The organism is Pedobacter ginsengiterrae (assembly GCF_039537385.1).
Lineage (GTDB): Bacteria > Bacteroidota > Bacteroidia > Sphingobacteriales > Sphingobacteriaceae > Pedobacter > Pedobacter ginsengiterrae.
This window is the reverse complement of record NZ_BAABAK010000005.1, coordinates 67,645-89,555: the sequence shown is the minus strand read 5'-3', so window position 1 is coordinate 89,555 and position 21,911 is coordinate 67,645. Positions and strand designations below refer to the sequence as shown.

Sequence of the window (21,911 nt, the reverse complement as noted above, 5' to 3'; positions counted from 1 at the left end):
AAAAGGTTATGAATCTTGCATCAGAAGATGAGTGAGTTTGGTATGTTGAGTAACTGATGCAGGTTTCATAATAGTTTAAGTTTAGGTTTTATAAGGTTAGCTTTGGATGATGCTAACCTTATTTTTTGCATTGTATTTAGATTGATTTTATTTTGCATTCTTAAAATCAGCTTAATATCATTTTTTGTACTTTTGCGGCATGGAAAGAGAAATTCTGGATACTAAACGTAAAGCATTAAAAATAAACCTCGACCCAAGAATTTACGGCACATTTGCCGAAATTGGTGCAGGTCAGGAAGTTTCTAGAAACTTTTTTAATGCTGGCGCAGCATCTGGAACAGTTGCTAAAACCATGTCAGCTTATGATATGACTTTTAGTGATGCTATTTACGGAGCAGAAGCTAACGGGCGCTATGTTAGTCAGAATAGGCTTTTGCAAATGCTCGACCATGAATTTGGGTTGTTAAATGAACGTTTATCTGGCGAGAAGTATGAAAGTCGTACTTTTTTTGCTTTCGCAGATACTGTTACCACTTTAAATTATAAACGTACTAACGAACCTCACGGTTGGGTTGGCCTTCGTTTTCAAAATGAACCTGGGGGTTTACCAAACGAAATATTCTTTCACGTTCGATTGCTTGATACAGACGTAAACATGCAGCAGCGTGTTTTAGGTATTATTGGGGTTAATTTGGTTTATGCGGCTTTTTATCTCTATCAAGATCCTAAATTAATGGTAGAATCTTTGGCTGATAACTTAACTATTGGATCAGTAGAAATCGATTTAATTTCAGTAAAAGGTCCAGCATTTCCAGAGGTGAATAACATCTTGCTTAATCTTTATATGATTATGAAAGATTTTTCTGCCGCTGCAATTTTCGATGCTGATGCACATCCTCGTCAGGCAAAAGATTTATTGTACAAAAAAGATATAATGATTTTAAGAACCAAGTATGGTCAGAAGTCGTTACCAAATTTTAGCTTATTTAATAAAGCAACAGAACAATTTAAGCGTACCAATAAAGTAGAGGATGGCAATATTGCTGTTATGATTGAGGTTTTATTAACCAATGTTTTATCAGATGACAACGAAACGCCTGATGATATCGATTTAGAGTCTGTTGCCAAACGAGCTCAGGAAATGTGCGATACAGGTAACATTGTAATCGTATCGAACTTTACCCGCCATAATCGATTGGCTAAATATTTAGCCCGTTGTAAGCCTAAAAGTGTTGGTTTAGCTACAAATATTAATAACCTGAAGTTTGTGTTTAATTCTTCAAACTTTAAAGGCGAAAACTATTCGGGCCAGTTATTGAGTTATGTAAACGATATGTTTAATACCAATGTTCGATTATTTGCTTATCCTTTTTTAGATAAAAAAACCAACCAGGTTATTACTACTGCTAATATGCCTGTTACACCAGAAGCCAAACCACTATTCGATTTCCTTTTGATTAATCATTATATCACCGATATTGAGGATTACGCTGAAAATGATGTAAAGACAGTTTAACTTTATTTCAATCTATTATTTGCTAAAATCTGAAACTAAAAATAGGTTAATGCAGATAAGGTATTTGAAATAGCTTGGGTTTTTCTAACAAAACGAGTCTTTTTATCATTACAGTTTTCAAGGAAGTATTTTCAGAAGAAAACTAATGTGCAACAACTGCTGTATCTGCACTTGCCTCAATTTCGGTTACTATAAATCTTCGGCCAATTAGTAGGCAAAACATGGCAATAAAGGCAGCGGAAGTCATCACTAAGGGCATAGGTACAACCGAATGTTCGCTAAATAAACTCACCATTACCGATGCTAATGCACCTAATCCCATCTGTAAAGCACCCATTAAAGCCGATGCGCTTCCTGCGTTTTTAGTAAATGGTGCTAAAGATAAGGCTGCTGCATTCGGGTTTATAAACCCTAAACAAGAAAGAAATAATGCGATAAAGCCAATTGTTAAATACAAATTTAACCAATCGTTTAAAGCGAAGATTAAGAATAATAAACTAAAAGTACATTGAGCAACCAAAGCCCAGGTTACTATTTTCTTGCTTGTAAACCATTTCAAAATTAAACTGTTTAACTGGCTTGATCCTATAAATGCAACAGATAGCAATGCGAAAATCCAACCGTAACCAGTTTTACTTACTTCGTAAATTTTCATAAACACCTGTGGTGAAGAAGACACGTATGCGAATAGGCCCGAAAATGTAATCGAACTGATTAAGGCATACGTATAAAACTGTGGTTCTTTTAAAACAAGTAAGAAATTGGTAAGAATAGGTTTTGGTTTTAAAGAATAACTTGGATCGGGTTTATAGCTTTCTGGTAATTTAAATATCGATGCCAATAACATTAATATTGCCATAAAACCTAAGAATACAAATACATATTTCCAACCCAAAGCCGAAATTAAATAACCGCCTGCAGTAGGGGCGAGCATTGGCGAAACTGCAATAACAAGCATTAAAGAAGCAAAAACTTTGGGACTTTCTTCTACCGTGAATAAATCTCTAACCATTGCCATCGATGCAACTGCTGTTGCACAACTTCCGATTGCCTGAACAAACCGAAGGACAATTAATTGGTTAACATCTGTTACCGCTAAACACAAAAACGAAGAAAGAATATACAGCGCCAATCCAAAATACAATGGCTTTTTTCTTCCAAATTTATCTAACAGGGGCCCATAAAGTAATTGCCCTGCAGAAATACCTATAAAGAAACTCGATAGAGATAATGCTACAGTAGATTCTGTACTTTTCAAATCTTTGGCAATGTCTAAAAAACCAGGTAGATACATGTCAATTGAGAAAGGCCCAAGTGCTGCTAATGAGCCCAAAATTAAAATGAGATAAAAGTTTTTTTTCTTAGCCATGTTCTGTTAGTTTTTTCCGAGGCGCAAAGATTGGTAGATTTAATTTCTTAACCTATTTTTAAGGTCGAACGATTGTAAAATGTAATGAGAATTAACTTAAATTTTAAATTTAACATTCGAAACAATAAATCTGATGCAATTTATTTTTAGATTTATCCTCTATGACTTTTAAAACTAAAGAAAGCCGTTTACTACTCATTCTGGGTAGTTTTTTTGTGGCAAATGCAATATTATCAGAGTTTATTGGGGTTAAATTGTTTAGTGTTGAGGAGACTTTGGGCTTTAAAAAGTTTGATATGAATTTGTTTGGCGTTCCGCATTTATCTTTTAACATGTCGGCGGGCGTTTTAACTTGGCCAATAATTTTCGTTATGACAGATATCATTAATGAATATTTTGGCTTAAAACAAGTTCGTTTTCTTTCCATATTAACCGCTATTTTAATTGCATTTGCATTTTTGGTTGTATGGGGAGCAATTCACCTAACAGCATCAGACTTTTGGGTAATGAATAAGGTTAACGGCAGACCATTAAATATGGTTGATGCTTTTGATAGTATTTTTGGGCAAGGAATGTGGATTATCGTCGGTTCTATTACCGCTTTTATTGTAGGACAAGTCTTAGATGCCTATATTTTTCATCGCATAAAAAGAATCACTGGAGAAAAGGCTTTATGGTTAAGGGCAACAGGTTCGACATTGGTATCTCAATTTATTGATAGCTTTGTTGTGATATTTATTGCATTTTACATTAATCCTAATTATAACTATAGTTGGCAGATGGTATTTGCAATTGGTTTAGTTGGTTACACCTATAAATTTGTTGTTGCAATCTTAATGACTCCAATTTTATATGTTGTCCATGGAATTATCGATGGATATTTAGGCAAAGATTTAGCACATAAGTTAATGCATATGGCTGGAAGAAACTAGTTCAGAATATTTAGGAAATTTAAGGTCAAATTGTTTTGAAAAATGAATAACGCAAAAGGTCGGACTCGCTCCGACCTTTGTGCTTAACAACAAAACAAATAAAAAATTAACCTTAAAAAAAATTAAAGGGCAGCCAATTCCTCTGCAAAAACATTATCAGCAACTTTGTCTTGCTTATAAATTTGTCTACCAGTGTAGGCTATAAAAACATTAGTATCTAAAAGTAAATCACGATTTTTAATCAGGTTTTCTAATTTAACTGTCCCAATTACATATTTGAAACTGCTTGCAGCATAGCGCTCGCTGATATCGTCAAACTCTAATAACTTAATTAAATCTTCATCTGCATAACGCAGATAAACTTCAAGTAAAATATCCTCGGTATGTTTCGCTCCATTTTCTGAGTGATATTTTTTATACTCATAACGATAATCATAACGTAAAGCAGCGATATCCGAAAGTACGGCAGCACCAGTTGGATGACCACCTGCACCTTTACCAAAGAAAAACTGCTTATCAGCAAAAGCTGCCTGAACGGTTACTGCATTGTATTCATTTTCAACGTTATATAGAAAATCATCCTTTGCAACAAGTTTAGGTAAAACATAGGTAACAATATCTTTTGTATTTACTTTACGAGCAGTGGGTACTAATTTAATTTTGAAATTTTTCTCACGAGCATATTTAATGTCATGAGCAGAAAGATTCTGGATTCCGATATTTAATATTGCATCAGGATTCACAAATAAACCATAAGCGTGAGCTGTTGCAATAGCCAATTTATATTTCGGGTCGTAACCACCAACATCTAAAATCGGATCTGTTTCTGCGAAACCTAAATCCTGAGCTTCTTTTAAAGCTGCATTGTAACTTTGGTTTTCGTTAAAAATTTTTGATAAAATATAATTTGATGAACCATTGAAAATACCACTTAAAGCATGAAAAAGCTCATTATCATAATATTCTTCTAAATTTCTTATAATTGGAATACTCCCGCAAACCGCACCTTCATACAATAAAGAAGTGCCATGTTTTTGTTGTAAATCTACCAACTCTTTTAAGTGAGTAGCAATCATTTTTTTATTTGCAGAGACTACATTTTTACCGTTTTTTAATGCTGTAGTTACAATTTCATAGGCCGCATCAGCATCATTAATTAATTCTACAATCGTATTGATTTCCGAATTATTCAGGATTTCATTTTTATCGGTTGTAAATAAATCTTTATTAAGCGTACGCTTCTTTTTTGGATCTTTTATTGCGATTTTAATAATTTCTAAATTAAGGTTCTGGCTTTGGATTATGTCTAATAATCCTTGCCCTACAACTCCGAAACCAAATAAACCGATTTTTAAATTCTTACTCATGGTGTTTTAGTGTATCAAGTAGCGAGTATCAAGATTGGACGTTTGATACTCACCATCAAATTTTATTATGTTTTGCCACGGAAGTACAGATTTACACGGAATTAAATTCCATATTTTCTTTATTTTAGTGCTTCCGTGGCTGATTAATTATTTTACTTCTTTAGCCTAGGTTTTTTCCTTAAACCTTCCGCCATCTTATCAAGCTGTGTGCTGTAGCTTAATTATCTTTTTGTCTCGGCTTTCTTTAATAAAAGTACCGATGATGTTCGTTAAGGCGTTGGTTTCAATCAAGAACCCATCATGGCCATATTCAGAATGTATAGCTGCGAACTGTGCATCGCTAATGTTATCTGCTAAGAATTTCTGTTCTGCAATTGGAAATAAGAAATCATTTTCAATTCCAATTACCAAGGTATTTGCCTTGATCAATTTCAAGGCTTCCGCAATGCTTTTACGATTTCTACCCACATTATGGCTATCCATCGCTTTAGTTAAATAATAATAACTGTAAGCATTAAAGCGGTTTATCAATTTTTCTCCCTGGTAATTTTGGTAAGATGAAGCTCTGAAATTATCTGTTTTGTCGTTTACACTTTCTACTTGTGTACTTCCGTAAGCATTATACGTACGATAACTCAAAAGCGCAATACTGCGTGCTGCTTTTAAACCTTTGCTGCCACCATCAGGTTGGTTTGCGTAAAAGGTTCTATCGGTAGTAATGGCTAAACGTTGACTCTCGTTAAAAGCAATTCCCCATGGAGAATGTGCCGCATTTGTAGCTACAAGTATTAAGTTTTCAATTTTATTGGGTTCGATAATACTCCATTCTACAGCCTGCTGGCCACCTAAAGAACCGCCGATTAAAAGTTTAATTGAATCAATTCCTAAATGCGTAGCTAAAAGTTGGTGTGCCGAAACAAAATCGCGAACAGTAAATTGTGGAAACGATAAATAATAAGGTAATCCATTAACTGGATTAGTACTTAAAGGGCTTGTGGTTCCGTAGTTAGAACCCAAAACGTTTGCACAAATTATATAATGATCGTTTGGATTAAACAAAGCATTTTGCCCAAATAAACCTTCCCACCATTCAAAAACATCTGCATTAGCAGTTAATGCGTGACAAACCCAAATTACATTATCTTTTTTAGCATTTAATTTGCCATAAGTTTGATAAGCAATTTGCAGGTTGCGAAGTTTCTTGCCGCTTTCTAATTTGAATTGTTTGTTGTAATTATATGTTGATAATGTGCTCATTCTTAAAAGATATTCTGATTTGGTAACGAAAGTGATTAGGCCTGTAAACTTTTTACGTTTAATTGCGAACTGATTGCCGAAAATGCGTGTTCGAAATCGGCTTTAATATCATCGATGTGCTCAATTCCTACCGAAACACGAAGTGAATTTGGCTTAACTCCAGCAGCCAGTTGTTCGCTTTCGCTTAATTGTTGATGTGTAGTTGCCGAAGGCTGAATGATCAGTGTTTTGGCATCACCCACATTAGCTAAATGAGAAATCAGTTTTAAATTATCAATTAATTGAGTTGCGCTTTCCTTACTGCCGTCTAACTCAAAAGATAAAACCGCACCAAATCCATTGCTTAAATATTTTTTAGCTAAACTATTGTATTTGCTGCTTGCTAATCCTGGGTACGAAACTTCTTTAACTGCTGGGTGATTTTCTAGCCAGGTTGCTAATTCCAAAGCGTTATCAACATGGCGTTGCACACGAAGTGATAATGTTTCTAAACCTTGTAGCAAAAGGAAAGAATTAAATGGAGAAAGGGCTGGGCCTAAATCTCTTAAACCCTCTACACGGGCACGAATAATAAATTGAATATTACCAAAAGGACCATTAACGCCAAAAACATCGCTGAAAACCAAACCATGATAACCTTCAGATGGTTCACTAAATTGTTTAAATTTTCCGTTACCCCAGTTGTAGTTTCCGCCATCAACAATAACGCCGCCAATGCTGGTTCCATGTCCGCCAATCCATTTAGTTGCCGATTCTACAACAACATTTGCACCGTGTTCTAATGGTTTAAATAAATATCCAGCCGCACCAAAAGTATTATCAACTACTAAAGGAATATCATATTTCTTTGCAATTGCGGCTATTTTCTCAAAATCAGGAATACTAAATGCAGGGTTGCCTATAGTTTCCAAATAAATAGCTTTTGTTTTCTCTGTAATTTTCGCCTCAAATTCTTCGGGAACATCTGGGTTAGCAAAATCTACATGAATGCCTAAACGTTTAAAAGAAACTTTAAACTGGTTATAAGTTCCGCCATAAATGTGTGATGAAGAAACGATACTATCGCCCACTTCTAAAATGTTATTTAGTGCAATAAACTGTGCCGCTTGTCCCGATGCTACTGCTAAAGCTGCAACACCACCTTCTAAAGCTGCGATACGTTTTTCAAAAACATCGTTCGTTGGATTCATAATCCTGGTGTAAATGTTTCCGAATTCTTTTAACGCAAATAGGTTTGCTCCATGTTCTGCATTTTTGAAGCCGTAAGAAGTGGTTTGATATATAGGAACAGCTCTTGAACCAGTTGTTGGGTCTATTTCCTGACCTGCGTGAATTTGTAAGGTTTCAAATTTATATGATGTTGACATAATTTCTAATAATTAAATGTGTGATTGTTTGATAAGTTTACCCGAAATCATGAATCTTAAAATCATGAAAATTCTGGTAGGCGTTAGGCGTATCCCGATTTATCGGGACCTTCCAGTTTGAAATAGAAACAAAAAAGGAAGTTTTTTAAATTACTGTATGCAACAGCACATACAAGTAATCGCCTGCATATCACAACAGATAAAAGAAATAGAAATGTTTTCTACCTTTTTAAGGTTTACACTGGGCTCGCTTTGCGATAGAAGATTTAATGTTTTCATCAGTTCTAATTTATATCTCCAAATAACACCATGTTATTCGGTCAGGAATTGGCACCTTCTCTTTCTGAGGGTTGCCAGTGGGTCACGGAGCCAGTCTCTCGCCACTTCTTTATAAATCAACCCGATTAAGATTGACTTCTATTTAGCTGTTTGCCAAATAATATTTCAAAGGTGAGAATTTAATTTTAATTCACAAAATAAAATTCTGAAAATTAAATAATATATTGAAAATGAACTACCTAATTTTATATTGAAATGATAAAACGCAATATTTAATATAAAATTTACGCTTAAAACTCTAAGTTTGTCTTACCTATTAAAATCTAATCATTAATGAAAAACGCAAAAAACCTTTGCTTCGCAGTGTTATTAGCCATTGCAAGTATCAATCATGCCAATGCTCAATTCGGCGGATTAAAAGATAAATTATTAAAAGTTGGAACTGCACAAGGCGCCAAAGCTTTAGGAGTAGATAAATTTTTAAAACAACCTGCAGCAATAACAACAGCTTTCGAAGATGTAAATCGCGAAGGCGAAATGATGCCCGACTTTAAAGCCACGCTAAAAGCCCAGCCTTTATACTTATTGCCTAAAAATCCAGATGGCGGTTTTGTGCTTTGCGAAGGACTTTATGAAATGACCAATAAAAGTTATTGTTTAAAAGCAGGCACATTTGCGCCATCAAAAGGCGATGGTTATATGTTTGCACCAGTTTTAGGCCCGAAAGAGGAAATTGTAGTTTCTATATTAAAAAGTGCAGAAAAACACCAGGATGTAGATCAACACGATATTCAGGTTTTGCTGTGGACAATTATTGCCCGTACAAAATTTGCCGATTATGCTGGTCAGGTCAAGTTAACTGCCATAAAACTCTTAACTCCAAAACAGCTTACTCAATTAGAAGGAGGCGCATTAGGCGTTCTACCTTTCGATGTGATGGAGAAAGCTAAAGACCAATTGCCATCTGGTATAAAAGCAGTTTTTGAAGCCGAAAATAACATTCGCCAACTGGTTTCTTCAGGTAATTATACTTATGCCGACATGGAAAAGTATGCAATAATCGCTGGTATGGCTCCACCTCGTGCTGATGTGCCAAGCGGCATCTGGACCAAACATCCTGATGGGTATTATGTACGTTATTATCCTTCAGGTTACTCCATAACAAAAGTTCAGGTTTATGTACCAAAAGAGTTAATCGCTGCAGGAAATAGAATCGTTTATGATGCTGCTGGCGACATCGCTTGTCCTGCAAATACTGGTTCTCAGCGTTTAGCGCAAACAAACGAGCCATTAAACCCAAACTATTCGGCTAAGTTAGTCACCGCTTGTAATCCGAAATAAAATTTGAAAATGAGCGGGATTGTAATTCTTCGGAATATACAGTCCCGCTTTTCGCTGTAGCCCCGATAAAAAATCGGGGGCTGCCGCTGCAATCGGGTTTATAAACAAAGGGTTAGTTTACCACCTGTTATTAAGCGTTCGTCATAGCGAGGAAAGAAGCAATATTAATGAGCTAGACCTAAAAATTTTAAGATTGCTTTGTACTTACTGAATGGGATTTCTAGTTTTTGGTAATTAGAAACTTTAGCCCATTTAGTCAAAAAAACGCTCTAGTTCGATCTAAATGAGTATTTCCTTCAACAAGCTCAGGATGACAAAAGTTCTATCCTAAAGCCTGTTCCAAATCTGCGATAATATCATCAACGTGTTCTAATCCGACCGAAATTCTTAATAAATTTTTAGGCGTTTTGCTATCAGGTCCCTCTACAGAATATCTATGCTCAATTAAACTTTCAACACCGCCTAAACTCGTAGCTTGTGCAAATAACTGTACTTTATTAACTACCATACTGGTTTCCTCTGCATCGCCTTTAACTAAAAACGACATCATTCCGCCGAAATCTTTCATTTGTTTTTTTGCAATTTCGTGTTGAGGATGACTTTCTAAACCTGGGTAAAAAACAGCCTCAACTTTTGGGTGGTTCGCTAGGTAATGAGCAACTTTTTTCCCGTTTTCGCAATGACCTTTCATGCGATAGGCCAAAGTTTTAATACTTCTGCAAAGTAAAAAGCAATCAAATGGCGATGGTACTGCGCCACCAGTTTGTTGAATATTTTTGATTTTCTCCCACAATTCATCCTTTTTGGCTGTTACCAAAATTCCTCCAAGAATATCGCTGTGGCCACCAAGGTATTTGGTACTGCTATGCATTACAATATCGGCGCCTAATAAAATTGGGTTTTGTAGGATAGGCGATGCAAAAGTACTATCGCAAGCTAAAGTAATGTTGTAGCTTTTTGCAATTTTAGAGATTTCTTCAATATCTGTAACTTTTAATAATGGATTTGAGGGTGTTTCAATCCAAATTAATTTAGTGTTTGGCTTTACACAATCTTTTATTAGCTCTAAGTCTGTTTGATCAACAAAATCGAATTCTAATGTTTCATTAAAAATCGTTAGTAATTGCTTTTTAATTCCCCAATACATATCATCTGGTGCTATAATATGGCTGCCTGGTTTTAAAGCCTGAAACAAGCTCATGCCGCAATTATTGCCAGATGCAAAAGCCGCTGCATCTTCACCGTATTCTAATTTGGCTACAGTGTTTTCTAAAGCAGAACGATTTGGATTGCTCACACGACTATACATATGCCCACCTGGATAAGCTCCGTTTTCATCACGAAAAAAAGTTGTCGATAAATTTATAGGTGGCGTAACATCTCCAGTTGTATTCTTAACAAGATTAGAAGCGTGAATAGCAAGGGTTTCGGGTTTCATTATGATTTTTGTTATTGAGGATATTTTTATGCGCAATTTAACAATTTGATACTAATTTTTAGATTCAATTTGTTTTGGCAAGATTTATGTGTTTGTTCTGACGAAAATTAATTAAACAAAAAATGAGAAGATTATTTATAGCTATCGCGATAGCATGTTCTACCTTAATTATGATGCAAAGTTGTAACACTGCAAAAAGAGTAACTGCAGGTGTAACAGGGAGCAGAGGCACGGTTGTACGTGATTGGGTTGTAAGCAATGTGGCTTTAGAAGGATTACCTGATGGTGCTGTTCAAGGTTTATTTGGAGAAAAATCTTACAAATGTTTTCAAGGTAGTACCTGGAAATTAACTAACAGCGGAAATGGTTCTTATACATTACCAGCTTCAAGCACTTGTGGAGCAGTAATGCAAACTATTTTCTGGTCGGCTGCACCTAAAGATCAAACTTTCCAGTTTAAAAAAATCTACGAAGGTGATAAAGCTAAAAATGTTGCTGAAGGTTACCGCTTAGTATTAACAGAACTTTCAAGTACGCAGATGGTTGTAAAATCGCCAATTGAGTTTGGAGGAAAAACAGCAAATATTGTATTAACATTTGTTCCAGCTGCAAGATAAAATCTACCTAAAAAAACATAATTAAAAAGTACTTCTAAATAGAGGTGCTTTTTTTTTGCCACAGATTCCCGAATTGATTATGATGATGTTTTTTGCCACGCAAACACAGATTGACACTTAATTTCAAGGGGAAATATTTCTATGCTTCCGTAACAACTTTTATTTTAAATAATTTTTTTTAAGTTTTCCGAAATTTAAAAACAGTTAATCTGCGGCTAACTTGCCGTTTGTTACAAGAAAATGATTTTCAAATCGCCTCAATATTGTATTTTTGTTCAAAATAAAATCAGAAATGACTACAACTTCACAAGTTGAAAAAATATTAGCTGATACTAACTTATCAACTGAACTACAAAACATAGCACAAAAGGTTCTCAACGGAGAGCGAATTACTTTTGAAGAGGGAGTGCATCTTTACGAACATGCCGAATTAGGTTATTTAGGAATATTGGCTAATTTTATCAGAGAGAAAAAGCATGGCGATATCACGTATTTTAATCGGAATTTCCATTTAGAGCCAACAAACCTTTGTGTTTACGATTGTAAATTTTGTTCTTACTCTCGACTAATTAAGCAAAAAGAAGAAGGCTGGGCTTTAACTATGGAGCAAATGCTCGATATCGTTAAAAAATATGATGGTGAGCCTGTAACTGAAGTTCATATTGTTGGCGGAGTTTTGCCACAGTATGATATGGCTTTCTATTCTGCTTTGTTTACCGCTATCAGAGAACATCGTCCTGAGCTGCATGTGAAAGCATTAACACCAGTAGAATATCATTATATTTTTAAGAAAGCGAAAATTGATTACGCTACTGGTATGAAATTGATGAAAGAGGCTGGTTTACAATCTATGCCTGGTGGTGGTGCAGAAATTTTTCATCCAGAAATACGGGAGCAGATTGCAAAAGATAAATGTACAGGCGAGCAATGGTTGGCTATTCACGAAGAATGGCACAATCTTGGCATGAGAAGTAATGCGACTATGCTTTATGGTCATATCGAAAAATTTGAACATAGGGTAGATCACATGGAAAAACTACGTAAGTTGCAAGATAGAACTGGCGGTTTCCAAACTTTTATTCCTTTAAAATTTAGAAATCAGCATAATCAAATGAGTAACGTTTCTGAATCATCCGTTATCGAAGATTTAAGAAACTATGCCATTGCCCGTATTTATATGGATAACTTCGATCACATTAAGGCTTATTGGGCTATGATTAGTCGGGAAACTGCTCAATTATCTTTAAACTATGGTGTTGATGATATTGATGGAACTTTAGATGATACGACTAAAATCTATTCGATGGCTGGTGCGGAAGAACAAACGCCTGCAATGAGTACCAAAGAACTGGTAAACTTGATTAAGCAAGTCGGCAGAAAGGCAATCGAACGAGATACTTTATATAATGTAGTCACCGATTTTGAAAACGTGGTTTTTGAAGAAGAAAAGAAACCAGCTTACTATAAATTGCCTGTAGTTAATTAAGTTTTAAGATTATAGGATTTTCATAATTCATAATCTTTTTACCTAAAGAATTAACTTACAGCATAGTTTTACATTAATATTCAAGATTTGGCATTTGCTAAATCATAACGATTATCCTTAAATTATAAAGATCTTGGCTAAACAAATTTATATCATCCGTCACGGAGAAACAGAATTAAACAAACGAGGAATCGTACAGGGAAGAGGTATAAATTCTGATTTAAATGACACGGGAAGAGCACAAGCCGAGGCTTTTTATCAGACTTATAAAAACATTCCATTTGATAAAATTTATACCTCAGATTTAAAGCGTACCTGGCAAACCGTTCAGAAATTTATTGATTCTGATTTGCCTTGGGAAAAACTTTCTGGATTGGATGAGCTAGCTTGGGGTGTTTGGGAAGGTAAAGCAAATACAGAGGATGCCAGAGATGCTTTTCGTGAAATGCTGAAAGCCTGGGAAGATGGTAATTATACGGCTCATTTTGAAGGCGGAGAAAGTGTTCAGGATGTATATGAACGTTTAAAACAACCAATGGAAGTTTTATCTAACAAACCCGAAGAACAAACCGTTTTGCTTTGTATGCATGGTAGAGCAATGCGTGTTTTTCTTTGTTTACTTTTAGAGAAACCGTTAAGCGAGATGACTGAGTTTCCACATCAGAATACAGTTTTATATAAAATGGGTTTTGAAGATGGAAAGTTTACTGTGCTTGAATTTAATAGTGCCGTTCATTTGGATGGTTTGGTTATTGATTAAGAATCATTACATACTTTGGATTTTATTTCAATAACTGTAATTTTATAATAAAATATTTATATAACACCTTGAATAATATTAAAATATCGGCTGTTGCCTATACCAATACTAAAGCTTTTATTTACGGATTAGAGCATTCAGATATCATCAATAAAATCGATTTAAGTTTAGATATTCCATCAGAATGCGCTGCCAAAGTAATTAGTGGCGAAGTCGATTTAGGATTAATGCCAGTTGCTGCGATTCCTTTTGTACCTAATGCAAATATTGTAGCTGATTACTGTATTGGCAGCGATGGCGCTGTAAATTCGGTATTTATTTTTAGTGATGTTCCTGTTGCTGAGATTAAAACTTTAAGATTGGATGCACACTCCAGGACGTCAAATAATCTTGCCAAAGTTTTGCTGAAATTTCATTGGAAGCTAGAAGTTGAATTTACAACTGATCCAACTGTTAAAACAGATGCTATTGTTTTAATTGGAGATAGAACTTTCGGTAAAAAGGAAGACTTTACTTTCGTTTATGACATGGGCGAGGAGTGGAAAAACTTTACAGGTTTACCTTTTATGTACGCTGCCTGGGTAGCAAATAAAGAAATTTCGCAAGAATTTAAAACAGAATTTAATGCAGCTTTAAAGTTTGGTTTGGCGCACAGAAGCGAAGTTTTAAAAGATTTGCCTCAAATACCAAATTTCGATTTAGAAGATTATTTATACCACAAACTTCAATTTGATGTTACAGATGATCGAAAAAAAGCAATGAACTTGTTTTTAGCCTATATTGAACAGCTTGAAAAAGTTAGTGTATAATTAAACTTTAGAAAAGCAGTACCTTAATCAGTTTTGAAAGATAAATTAATTTAAAAACAAAAAACGCCATCAAATATGATGGCGTTTTTGTTTTAATGCGTTTTAAGCTTTCCTGCTATTGTTTCGAGTTTGCTTTTCAATTTGTTTATTGCACCATGTAGGGCTAAATCGTAGTTGCTTCCTAAATTGGTGACCGCAATTGGTTCTTTTCCTGATATTCTGGCTTCTAATAAGCATCGCTTATCTTCTAAGCCTTCTTTGCTTCCGTTTTCATCTGATAGATGAACTTCTAAACGAGTAATTAAATCATCAAATCTGCTTAAACCTTCGTTAATTGCATTTTTAATTTTGTCTTCGTATTCCTGATGGATAGTCAAGTTTTTGTCGGTGTTCAGCTGAATCGTCATATATTTAAGTTTAAGTACATTTACAACAACATAAGTAATAAATCGTTTTGAAATGTAGCTTTTAAAATATTTATTTTACTATAAATACAGATTTTGCATAATTTCTAAAGCGCATGTTTTTTAAGTCTGTTACTTAAGAATTGACAAAATTCTAAACCATTGTTTTCTTCCACTTGCCTTTTTTGAATAAGATGAATGCTGCAACGGCAATTCCTGCTTCTGCACTTGGTATGGCAATGAAAACACCAGTAGGACCCATTTCTAAGTATTTTGCCAGGAAGTAAGCCAACGGAATCTGGAACAACCAAAATGCAAAAATGTTTATTTTGGTTGGTGTCCAGGTATCGCCTGCGCCGTTAAAAGCACTGCTAAACACCATTGCGGCTCCATATATAATAAAGCCAATACTTAAAATTTTTAAAGCCCTACTAGCAATCTCAATTACTTTCACATCTGAAGTAAAGAAAGATGCAAACAAATGACCGCAGGTTAGAAACACAACGCTAACCACCGCCATAAAAACAATAATGTATTTTAAGGTTTGAAAAACAGATTGCTCCGCTCGATCAATGTGGCCTGCACCTAAGTTTTGTCCCACTAAAGTTGCTGCTGCATTGCTTAATCCCCAAGCTGGCAACAAGAAAAACATCATCAAACGTAATGCCGTTTGATAACCTGCTGAACCCTCATCGCCACCTGTTGTAGCTACTAATTCTGCTAAGAAAACCCAACTACAACTTGCAATTACAAATTGAAAAATAGCAGGAGCAGCAATCTTCACAATTGCCTTTATTTGTTCAAGATCAGGTAGGAAATGACTGATGCGAATTTTTAAGGCATTTTTACCATTAAATAAATTGTAAATCTGATATGTTACCCCTAGTCCTCGACCAATAGTTGTTGCAATGGCAGCGCCTGTTAAACCGAATGCTGGTATTGGTCCGAAACCATTGATAAAAATAGGGCAGAGGATTATATTAGCGATGTTGGCAATCCATAAACTTCGCATTGCAATTGCTGCATTACCTGCGCCTCGAAAAATCCCATTGATTAAGAATAAGAGTACGATAATAATACTTCCACCCATCATAATTCTCATGAATGTTGTACCATGATTAGCCGTTTCTGCTGAAGCGCCCATTAACAAAAGGATCTCTCTGGCGTAAATTAAGCCTGCAATACTGATTAAAATGTTAATTGCGACAGCAATCACAATGGTTTGCATACCTGCTTTTGATGCGGCTTCTGGGTTTTTCTCGCCAATTCTTCTGGCAACAACAGCTGTCGCAGCCATACTTAGGCCAATCGCTAATGAATAAATAATGGTTAAAACCGACTCGGTTAAACCAACCGTTTGGATTGCATGGCTACTGTTTTCTAAGTGCCCTACGAAATACAAATCGACTAAAGCAAAAACCGATTCCATGGCCATTTCCAGCATCATTGGAATGGCTAATAGAATTATGGCCCGTTTTATACTGATTGAAGTTAAATCAACTTCGTGGCCTTTTAATGATTGTACAAGTACATCAAAAAAAGATGATAATTTGCCCTGCGTCTTTACTGACTGTGACATATATTAATATTGTAAAATGTGATGAATAAACCAAATGATATGCAGCCTGACTGCAAATATCTGAAATTGAATGGAGGGAATCCTCGGTTGTTAAAACCTAAAACGGATTGCAGATACTATCATGGTTCTGTTCTTTTTGATGTGGCAAATATAAATAAATTTTCTGATTGTCAAATTTTGATGACTGATTTTTAAGGTGTTGATTGATTTGTTGGCCACGGATGCACAGAAGGCACGGAATTTTATTTCAACATTTATTCATATGCTGTATAAATGCAACATGACTACAGGTTTGTCATTCTGAACGCAGTGAAGAATCTCTAAGCGATGAAATACAACCGCCAATTTACCTACGAAAAATGTGAGTGCAATATTTTAGGACAGAACCACTAGGTTGCGGATTCTTCGTGCCTCAGAATGACAGCAGTTTTAAAGGTTGCCGTTTCCATTTTGTGATAACACGAACCGAGGTGGCTAAAATCTATGGAATCACATAAAAACTGAAAATCACTTTATATACTATAGGCTTTTATCATTTCCTCAGTAACTTTTGTACCGCGGCTGGTGTTTAAGTCTATTAGTACATAATCGAAAATCCCATCTGATACTACTTTTCCTGTTTTCTTATTGATGATTTCAAACTGAACAGAACAACCTTTATCATGCATGGTTAAAATACCAGTCCGTATTAACATCAGGTCGTTCATCAAAAGCGGACGTTTAAAATTGATATCAACATGACTAACTACCCAACCCAAACCTTGCTTAGTGAAATGTTCCCAAGGCATATTGTAGAATTTTTCCATTTGCTCGTAACGGGCAGCGAGTACATAATCTAAGTATTTGCTATTATGCACATGGTTAAACATGTCTATATCATCAGGACGGACACGTAATTCGCTTTCGAAAATGCTAAATTGATTCTTTTCCAAGGGTAAATGTTTTATACAAAAATACGATATTTGTTTTGTTTGAACGATTGCAAGGAAAAACTAAGTTCATGCACAATCTTATTTCTCTAAACCCGACTTAGTGGAAATCCTTTTAAAAATTGTAGCAACCTTGAATATACTGTCATTCTGAGGAACGAAGAATCTGTTCCATCACTTGCAGATTCTTCGTTCCTCAGCAATCCAGAGGTTTTTAAAAGATTGCAGCGAGGGCGGGAGGGTTGCAACCGATTAAAACAGAACCTTGCTTTTCGAAAAAAAAGTTTTAATAGTTTATTAATTAAACAATTAGCGGCTCTTTGTTTATCAGCTAAAAAACTTTATCTTTGCGGCATAATTAATTAATTTTTACACTTTAATATTATTCAAGAATGTATTTAAGTCCAGAAAAGAAAGCCGAAATCTTTAAACAACACGGCGAAGTAGAAACCAACACTGGTTCTGCAGAAGGTCAAGTAGCGTTATTTACATACCGTATTGCGCACTTAACAGAACACTTAAAGAAAAATCGTAAAGATTTCTCTACACAGTTATCACTTCAAAAATTGGTAGGTAAACGCCGCGGTATTTTGGCTTACTTATACAAAAAAGATATTGAGCGCTACCGTGCTATCATCAAAGCTTTATCGCTTCGTGATATCATTAAACAAAAATAAGCGAATTTTATCAGCGAAAGCCATTCTTTAGAGAATGGCTTTTTACATTTCCTGTTAAATAATTAACGGGATTTGTTATGGATAGGCTTTTTTAATCTTATCTTCGTTTGCAAAAACAAAAACATATATAAACAAGGTGTGTAGAAAGAGGAAAACACGCCATAATTCTATTTAAATGAATGTAATAAAAAAATCGTTCGATTTGGGCGATGGCAGAATTGTAGAAATTGAAACTGGTAAATTGGCTAAACAAGCTGATGGTTCGGTTGTAGTTAAAATGGGCGATACCATGTTGTTAGCAACTGTAGTATCAACTGTGGGTGCCAAACCAGGTACTGATTTTTTACCTTTATCGGTTGATTATCAAGAGAAATATGCGGCTACTGGTCGTATTCCAGGAGGTTTTTTACGTCGTGAGGCAAGATTATCTGATTACGAGGTTTTAATTTCTCGTTTGGTTGATAGAGCTTTACGCCCAATGTTCCCAAGTGATTATCACTCTGATACTCAAGTGATGATTTCATTAATTTCTGCTGATAAAAATATAATGCCAGATTGTTTGGCAGGTTTAGCAGCATCGGCTGCATTATCAGTTTCTGATATTCCTTTCAACGGTCCAATTTCTGAAGTACGTGTTGCGAAAATTGATGGTAAATTGGTAATCAATCCATACGCTAGCGATTTAGAGCGTGCAACTTTAGAATTTATGGTTGCTGGTTCGGCTAACGATATCGGCATGGTTGAAGGCGAGTGTGATGAAATTCAAGAAGATGAAATGGTTGAGGCTTTGAAATTTGCACATGCTGCAATTAAAGTTCAATGTGCGATTCAGGTTGAATTAACTGAGGCTACTGGTAAAACAATAAAACGTGAATATAGCCATGAAGACCATGATGCTGATTTAAAAGCTAAGGTTTATGCTGATACTTACGATAAAGTTTACGCAGTTGCGAAATCTGGTTCGAACAAAGATGAGCGTAAAGTTGGTTTCACTGCCATCATCAATGAGTTTTTCGAGGCAATGCCAGAAGATACTGCAGATTTAACTAAAGCAATGGCTAAACATTATTACCATGATGTTCAGTACGATGCAATTAGAAATCTATTGTTAGATGAGGGTATTCGTTTAGATGGCCGTAAGACTACTGAAATTCGTCCGATCTGGAGTGAAGTTGGTTATTTACCTGCTGCACACGGTTCAGCTGTATTTACACGTGGTGAAACTCAATCTTTAACATCAGTTACTTTAGGTAGCAAAGATGATGAGCAAATGATTGATGGTGCTTTCTTTAACGGTTACCAAAAATTCTTATTGCACTATAATTTCCCTGGTTTCTCAACTGGAGAGGTTAGACCTAACAGAGGTGCCGGTCGCCGCGAAATTGGTCACGGTGCTTTAGCGCAACGTTCGTTGAAAAAAGTTTTACCTCAAGGTGAAGCGAATCCATATACAATCCGTATCGTTTCTGATATTTTAGAATCAAACGGTTCATCATCAATGGCAACTGTTTGTGCTGGTACATTAGCATTAATGGATGCTGGTATCAAAATTAAATCTCCAGTTTCTGGTATCGCAATGGGTTTAATTACTGATGAGAAAACTGGTAAATATGCAATCCTTTCTGATATTTTAGGTGATGAAGATCACTTAGGTGATATGGACTTTAAAGTAACGGGTACTGAAAATGGTATCGTTGCTTGTCAAATGGACTTAAAAATCAATGGTTTATCGTACGAAGTATTAACTAAAGCTTTATTACAAGCTAAGGATGGTCGTTTACACATCTTAAACGAGATGAAGAAAACCATTGCTCAGCCTAATGAAGACATGAAGCCACATGCTCCACGTATTGTTTCTATCACTATTGAGAAAGAATTCATCGGTGCAATTATCGGCCCTGGAGGTAAAATTATCCAAGAAATGCAACGCGAAACTGGTGCTTCAATCTCTATCGAAGAAGTTGATGGTAAAGGAATCGTTGAAATTTTTGCTGATAACAAAGCTGCAATTGATGCTGCTGTTACCCGTATTCGTAACATCGTAGCTAAACCAGAAATTGGTGAAGTTTACCAAGGTAAAGTAAAATCAATTATGCCATTCGGTGCATTTGTTGAGGTTATGCCAGGTAAAGATGGTTTATTGCACATCTCTGAAATTTCATGGGAACGTTTAGAAACTATGGACGGTGTATTGAAAGAAGGTGACAAAATCGAAGTTAAATTATTAGACATCGACAAACAAGGTAAAATGAAACTTTCTCGTAAGGTTTTATTACCAAGACCAGAAAAGCCAGCTGCGCCACAGGCGTAACTCTTAATTCCCCTAAAGGGAACTTATAAAGTTCTATCAGTTGGTGGTGTCTCCACTAACCGAAATTAACCCTTTCAGTTTTACTGGAAGGGTTTTTTGTTGGCCTATTTGCCAATAATCTTTCCTTTATCATCTTTACAAATTTTCACTCCCTCTTTACCATTTACAAATAAAACTGTACAATTTATCGCACCATTTGGATGATAGCTAATTGACTGGCCATTACGCAAGTCATCTTTGTATTGCTCCTCCATTTTTATTTTTCCTGTTTCGTAATAAAGTTTCAATTCGCCTTGTATTAAATCTTTAATGTAAGTTTTTCTAGTTTCTTTAAGGTTGCCATTTTCATAATATGCGATGTAATCACCGTCTAATTTACCATCAATATACTTGTAATTCTCTTTTTGCTTTCCACTGGGAAAGAATTTTCTGAAAACACCTTCCTTCACTTCTGCAAAATCACGATATACATAACTTTCTTCAGAATCTACTTGTCCATTATCATGAAAATATTTGCACGGTCCGTTTCTTTTATCTTTTGTATAGTTAACACTAACTTTTACTTGACCATTTTCAAAATACTCAGTACATATTCCTTCTCTTTTTTCTTTTTTAAAGTTTGCTACAGACTTCAGTTTTCCATTCGAGAAAAATTCTTTACAAGTTCCCTCTTGCAATCCATCTTTCACGCCGCATGGCTTTTCCTTTTGTGCAAGGGCTAGACTAGAAACAAAAACGAGGGCGATTATGGTTAAATATTTTATCATGTTTATTGGTTTTTATCACAAAATAGTTTATTTATGTAATATTATAAATACAATTTTAATAAATAAATTCGACATCTAAATTATGAAAAAACTTCAAATCATTATTTTATCTCTAATCATTACATTATTTTTTTTTAATGCAAATGCTCAAAAGGCCGCTTATTACCCGCAAGTTCCATTTGATTCCTTACAGGCTATAAATATGCTTGGATTGGGTACATCAAGTATAGAGGGCTTGGCGTACGCAAAAGTACCAGGTAAGTGGGGCCCTGAAAAAATTTACGCCAAAAATGTGGTGGTAACCTTATTTCCAGTAACTACCTATTTCAGTGATTGGTATCGGTTAAGAAAAAATGAAGAGAACAAGAAAACGAGTGTTTACATGTCAGAACAAGCTTTTAAATATCGTATTACAGTGCAAACTGATGATTATGGTCGATTTAAGTTTGTTAAAATGAAACCTGGTAAATATTTTATACAGTCTTTTGCCAGCTATTCAAAGTCAGGTACTACACCAGTTTATCGTAGTAGTGGTTACAATAATTATGGGGGCAGAACTGATTATTATGAGTATCAAAACTATACAAACAATTACACCGACAGGATAGAGGAATTTGTAGAGATTGCTCGAGATGGACAAGCAATTGAAATTAAATTGAAAAAATAATTGTTAAACCCTTTCAGTTTTACTGGAAGGGTTTTTTGT

19 protein-coding genes and 1 riboswitch are annotated in these 21,911 nt (G+C 35.2%); of the genes, 10 read left to right on the top strand and 9 right to left on the bottom strand.

Annotated features, from left to right (window positions below):
• Nucleotides 1–199 precede the first annotated feature (199 nt).
• Entirely contained in the window at nt 200–1,516 is a 1,317-nt protein-coding gene (locus tag ABD692_RS06935) for a nicotinamide mononucleotide adenylyltransferase (protein WP_316760703.1), read from the top strand.
• A 142-nt stretch (nt 1,517–1,658) separates the two neighbouring features.
• On the opposite strand, the gene ABD692_RS06930 is transcribed toward ABD692_RS06935, so the two are convergent.
• The gene (locus ABD692_RS06930; RefSeq protein WP_316760700.1) at nt 1,659–2,885 is read right to left on the bottom strand and encodes a multidrug effflux MFS transporter; all 1,227 of its coding nucleotides are present in this window, start codon (nt 2,883–2,885) and stop codon (nt 1,659–1,661) included.
• A gap of 161 nt (nt 2,886–3,046) precedes the next feature.
• Between ABD692_RS06930 and ABD692_RS06925 the strand changes: the two genes are divergently transcribed.
• The gene (locus tag ABD692_RS06925) at nt 3,047–3,817 is read left to right on the top strand and encodes a queuosine precursor transporter (RefSeq protein ID WP_316760697.1); all 771 of its coding nucleotides are present in this window, start codon (nt 3,047–3,049) and stop codon (nt 3,815–3,817) included.
• A 122-nt stretch (nt 3,818–3,939) separates the two neighbouring features.
• Here the strand turns inward: ABD692_RS06925 and ABD692_RS06920 are convergent, their stop codons facing one another.
• The 3 genes from ABD692_RS06920 to ABD692_RS06910 all read right to left on the bottom strand — a co-directional run bounded on the left by ABD692_RS06920 (nt 3,940) and on the right by ABD692_RS06910 (nt 7,808).
• On the bottom strand, nt 3,940–5,184 hold the full coding sequence (locus tag ABD692_RS06920; RefSeq protein ID WP_316760694.1) for a homoserine dehydrogenase: 1,245 nt from the start codon (nt 5,182–5,184) through the stop codon (nt 3,940–3,942).
• 198 nt (nt 5,185–5,382) lie between these two features.
• Nucleotides 5,383–6,441: a homoserine O-acetyltransferase family protein gene (locus ABD692_RS06915; protein ID WP_344765969.1), complete on the bottom strand. Its 1,059-nt coding sequence runs from the start codon at nt 6,439–6,441 to the stop codon at nt 5,383–5,385.
• Nucleotides 6,442–6,476: 35 nt separating this feature from the next.
• The gene (locus ABD692_RS06910; RefSeq protein ID WP_316760688.1) at nt 6,477–7,808 is read right to left on the bottom strand and encodes an O-acetylhomoserine aminocarboxypropyltransferase/cysteine synthase family protein; all 1,332 of its coding nucleotides are present in this window, start codon (nt 7,806–7,808) and stop codon (nt 6,477–6,479) included.
• A gap of 286 nt (nt 7,809–8,094) precedes the next feature.
• A riboswitch (SAM riboswitch) is annotated at nt 8,095–8,205 on the bottom strand.
• Between the two features lie 215 nt (nt 8,206–8,420).
• Here ABD692_RS06910 and ABD692_RS06905 point away from each other — a divergent pair.
• Nucleotides 8,421–9,428 carry a hypothetical protein gene (locus ABD692_RS06905; protein WP_344765968.1) on the top strand — a complete coding sequence of 336 codons (1,008 nt, stop codon included), beginning with the start codon at nt 8,421–8,423 and terminating at the stop codon, nt 9,426–9,428.
• Nucleotides 9,429–9,750: 322 nt separating this feature from the next.
• Here ABD692_RS06905 and ABD692_RS06900 read toward each other — a convergent pair whose 3' ends face one another.
• The gene (locus ABD692_RS06900) at nt 9,751–10,866 is read right to left on the bottom strand and encodes a trans-sulfuration enzyme family protein (protein ID WP_344765967.1); all 1,116 of its coding nucleotides are present in this window, start codon (nt 10,864–10,866) and stop codon (nt 9,751–9,753) included.
• A 122-nt stretch (nt 10,867–10,988) separates the two neighbouring features.
• On the opposite strand from ABD692_RS06900, the gene ABD692_RS06895 reads away from it, so the two are divergent.
• From ABD692_RS06895 to ABD692_RS06880, 4 genes are all read left to right on the top strand, one after another.
• Complete coding sequence (locus ABD692_RS06895; RefSeq protein ID WP_316760681.1) at nt 10,989–11,483, top strand: hypothetical protein; 495 nt, start codon at nt 10,989–10,991, stop codon at nt 11,481–11,483.
• Nucleotides 11,484–11,775: 292 nt separating this feature from the next.
• Entirely contained in the window at nt 11,776–12,969 is a 1,194-nt protein-coding gene (gene mqnE / locus ABD692_RS06890) for an aminofutalosine synthase MqnE (RefSeq protein WP_344765966.1), read from the top strand.
• 133 nt (nt 12,970–13,102) lie between these two features.
• On the top strand, nt 13,103–13,729 hold the full coding sequence (locus ABD692_RS06885; RefSeq protein ID WP_344765965.1) for a histidine phosphatase family protein: 627 nt from the start codon (nt 13,103–13,105) through the stop codon (nt 13,727–13,729).
• A gap of 68 nt (nt 13,730–13,797) precedes the next feature.
• Nucleotides 13,798–14,538, top strand: coding sequence for a menaquinone biosynthetic enzyme MqnA/MqnD family protein (locus ABD692_RS06880; RefSeq protein ID WP_344765964.1), 741 nt, complete (start codon nt 13,798–13,800; stop codon nt 14,536–14,538).
• 92 nt (nt 14,539–14,630) lie between these two features.
• On the opposite strand, the gene ABD692_RS06875 is transcribed toward ABD692_RS06880, so the two are convergent.
• The 3 genes from ABD692_RS06875 to ABD692_RS06865 form a co-directional block, all read right to left on the bottom strand.
• Nucleotides 14,631–14,945: an HPF/RaiA family ribosome-associated protein gene (locus ABD692_RS06875; RefSeq protein WP_316760675.1), complete on the bottom strand. Its 315-nt coding sequence runs from the start codon at nt 14,943–14,945 to the stop codon at nt 14,631–14,633.
• A gap of 151 nt (nt 14,946–15,096) precedes the next feature.
• Complete coding sequence (locus tag ABD692_RS06870) at nt 15,097–16,521, bottom strand: MATE family efflux transporter (protein WP_344765963.1); 1,425 nt, start codon at nt 16,519–16,521, stop codon at nt 15,097–15,099.
• 512 nt (nt 16,522–17,033) lie between these two features.
• The gene (locus tag ABD692_RS06865) at nt 17,034–17,453 is read right to left on the bottom strand and encodes an acyl-CoA thioesterase (protein ID WP_344765962.1); all 420 of its coding nucleotides are present in this window, start codon (nt 17,451–17,453) and stop codon (nt 17,034–17,036) included.
• Between the two features lie 389 nt (nt 17,454–17,842).
• Between ABD692_RS06865 and rpsO the strand changes: the two genes are divergently transcribed.
• Entirely contained in the window at nt 17,843–18,127 is a 285-nt protein-coding gene (gene rpsO / locus ABD692_RS06860) for a 30S ribosomal protein S15 (RefSeq protein ID WP_025146265.1), read from the top strand.
• Nucleotides 18,128–18,302: 175 nt separating this feature from the next.
• A complete protein-coding gene (pnp, locus tag ABD692_RS06855) occupies nt 18,303–20,438 on the top strand; it encodes a polyribonucleotide nucleotidyltransferase (protein WP_344765961.1) in 2,136 nt (711 codons plus the stop codon).
• A 104-nt stretch (nt 20,439–20,542) separates the two neighbouring features.
• Here the strand turns inward: pnp and ABD692_RS06850 are convergent, their stop codons facing one another.
• Nucleotides 20,543–21,205 (bottom strand): toxin-antitoxin system YwqK family antitoxin, encoded by a 663-nt coding sequence (locus ABD692_RS06850; RefSeq protein ID WP_344765960.1) that lies wholly within the window; start codon nt 21,203–21,205, stop codon nt 20,543–20,545.
• Between the two features lie 82 nt (nt 21,206–21,287).
• Here ABD692_RS06850 and ABD692_RS06845 point away from each other — a divergent pair, with 82 nt between their 5' ends.
• On the top strand, nt 21,288–21,872 hold the full coding sequence (locus tag ABD692_RS06845; protein ID WP_344765959.1) for a hypothetical protein: 585 nt from the start codon (nt 21,288–21,290) through the stop codon (nt 21,870–21,872).
• The last annotated feature ends 39 nt before the right edge of the window (nt 21,873–21,911 follow it).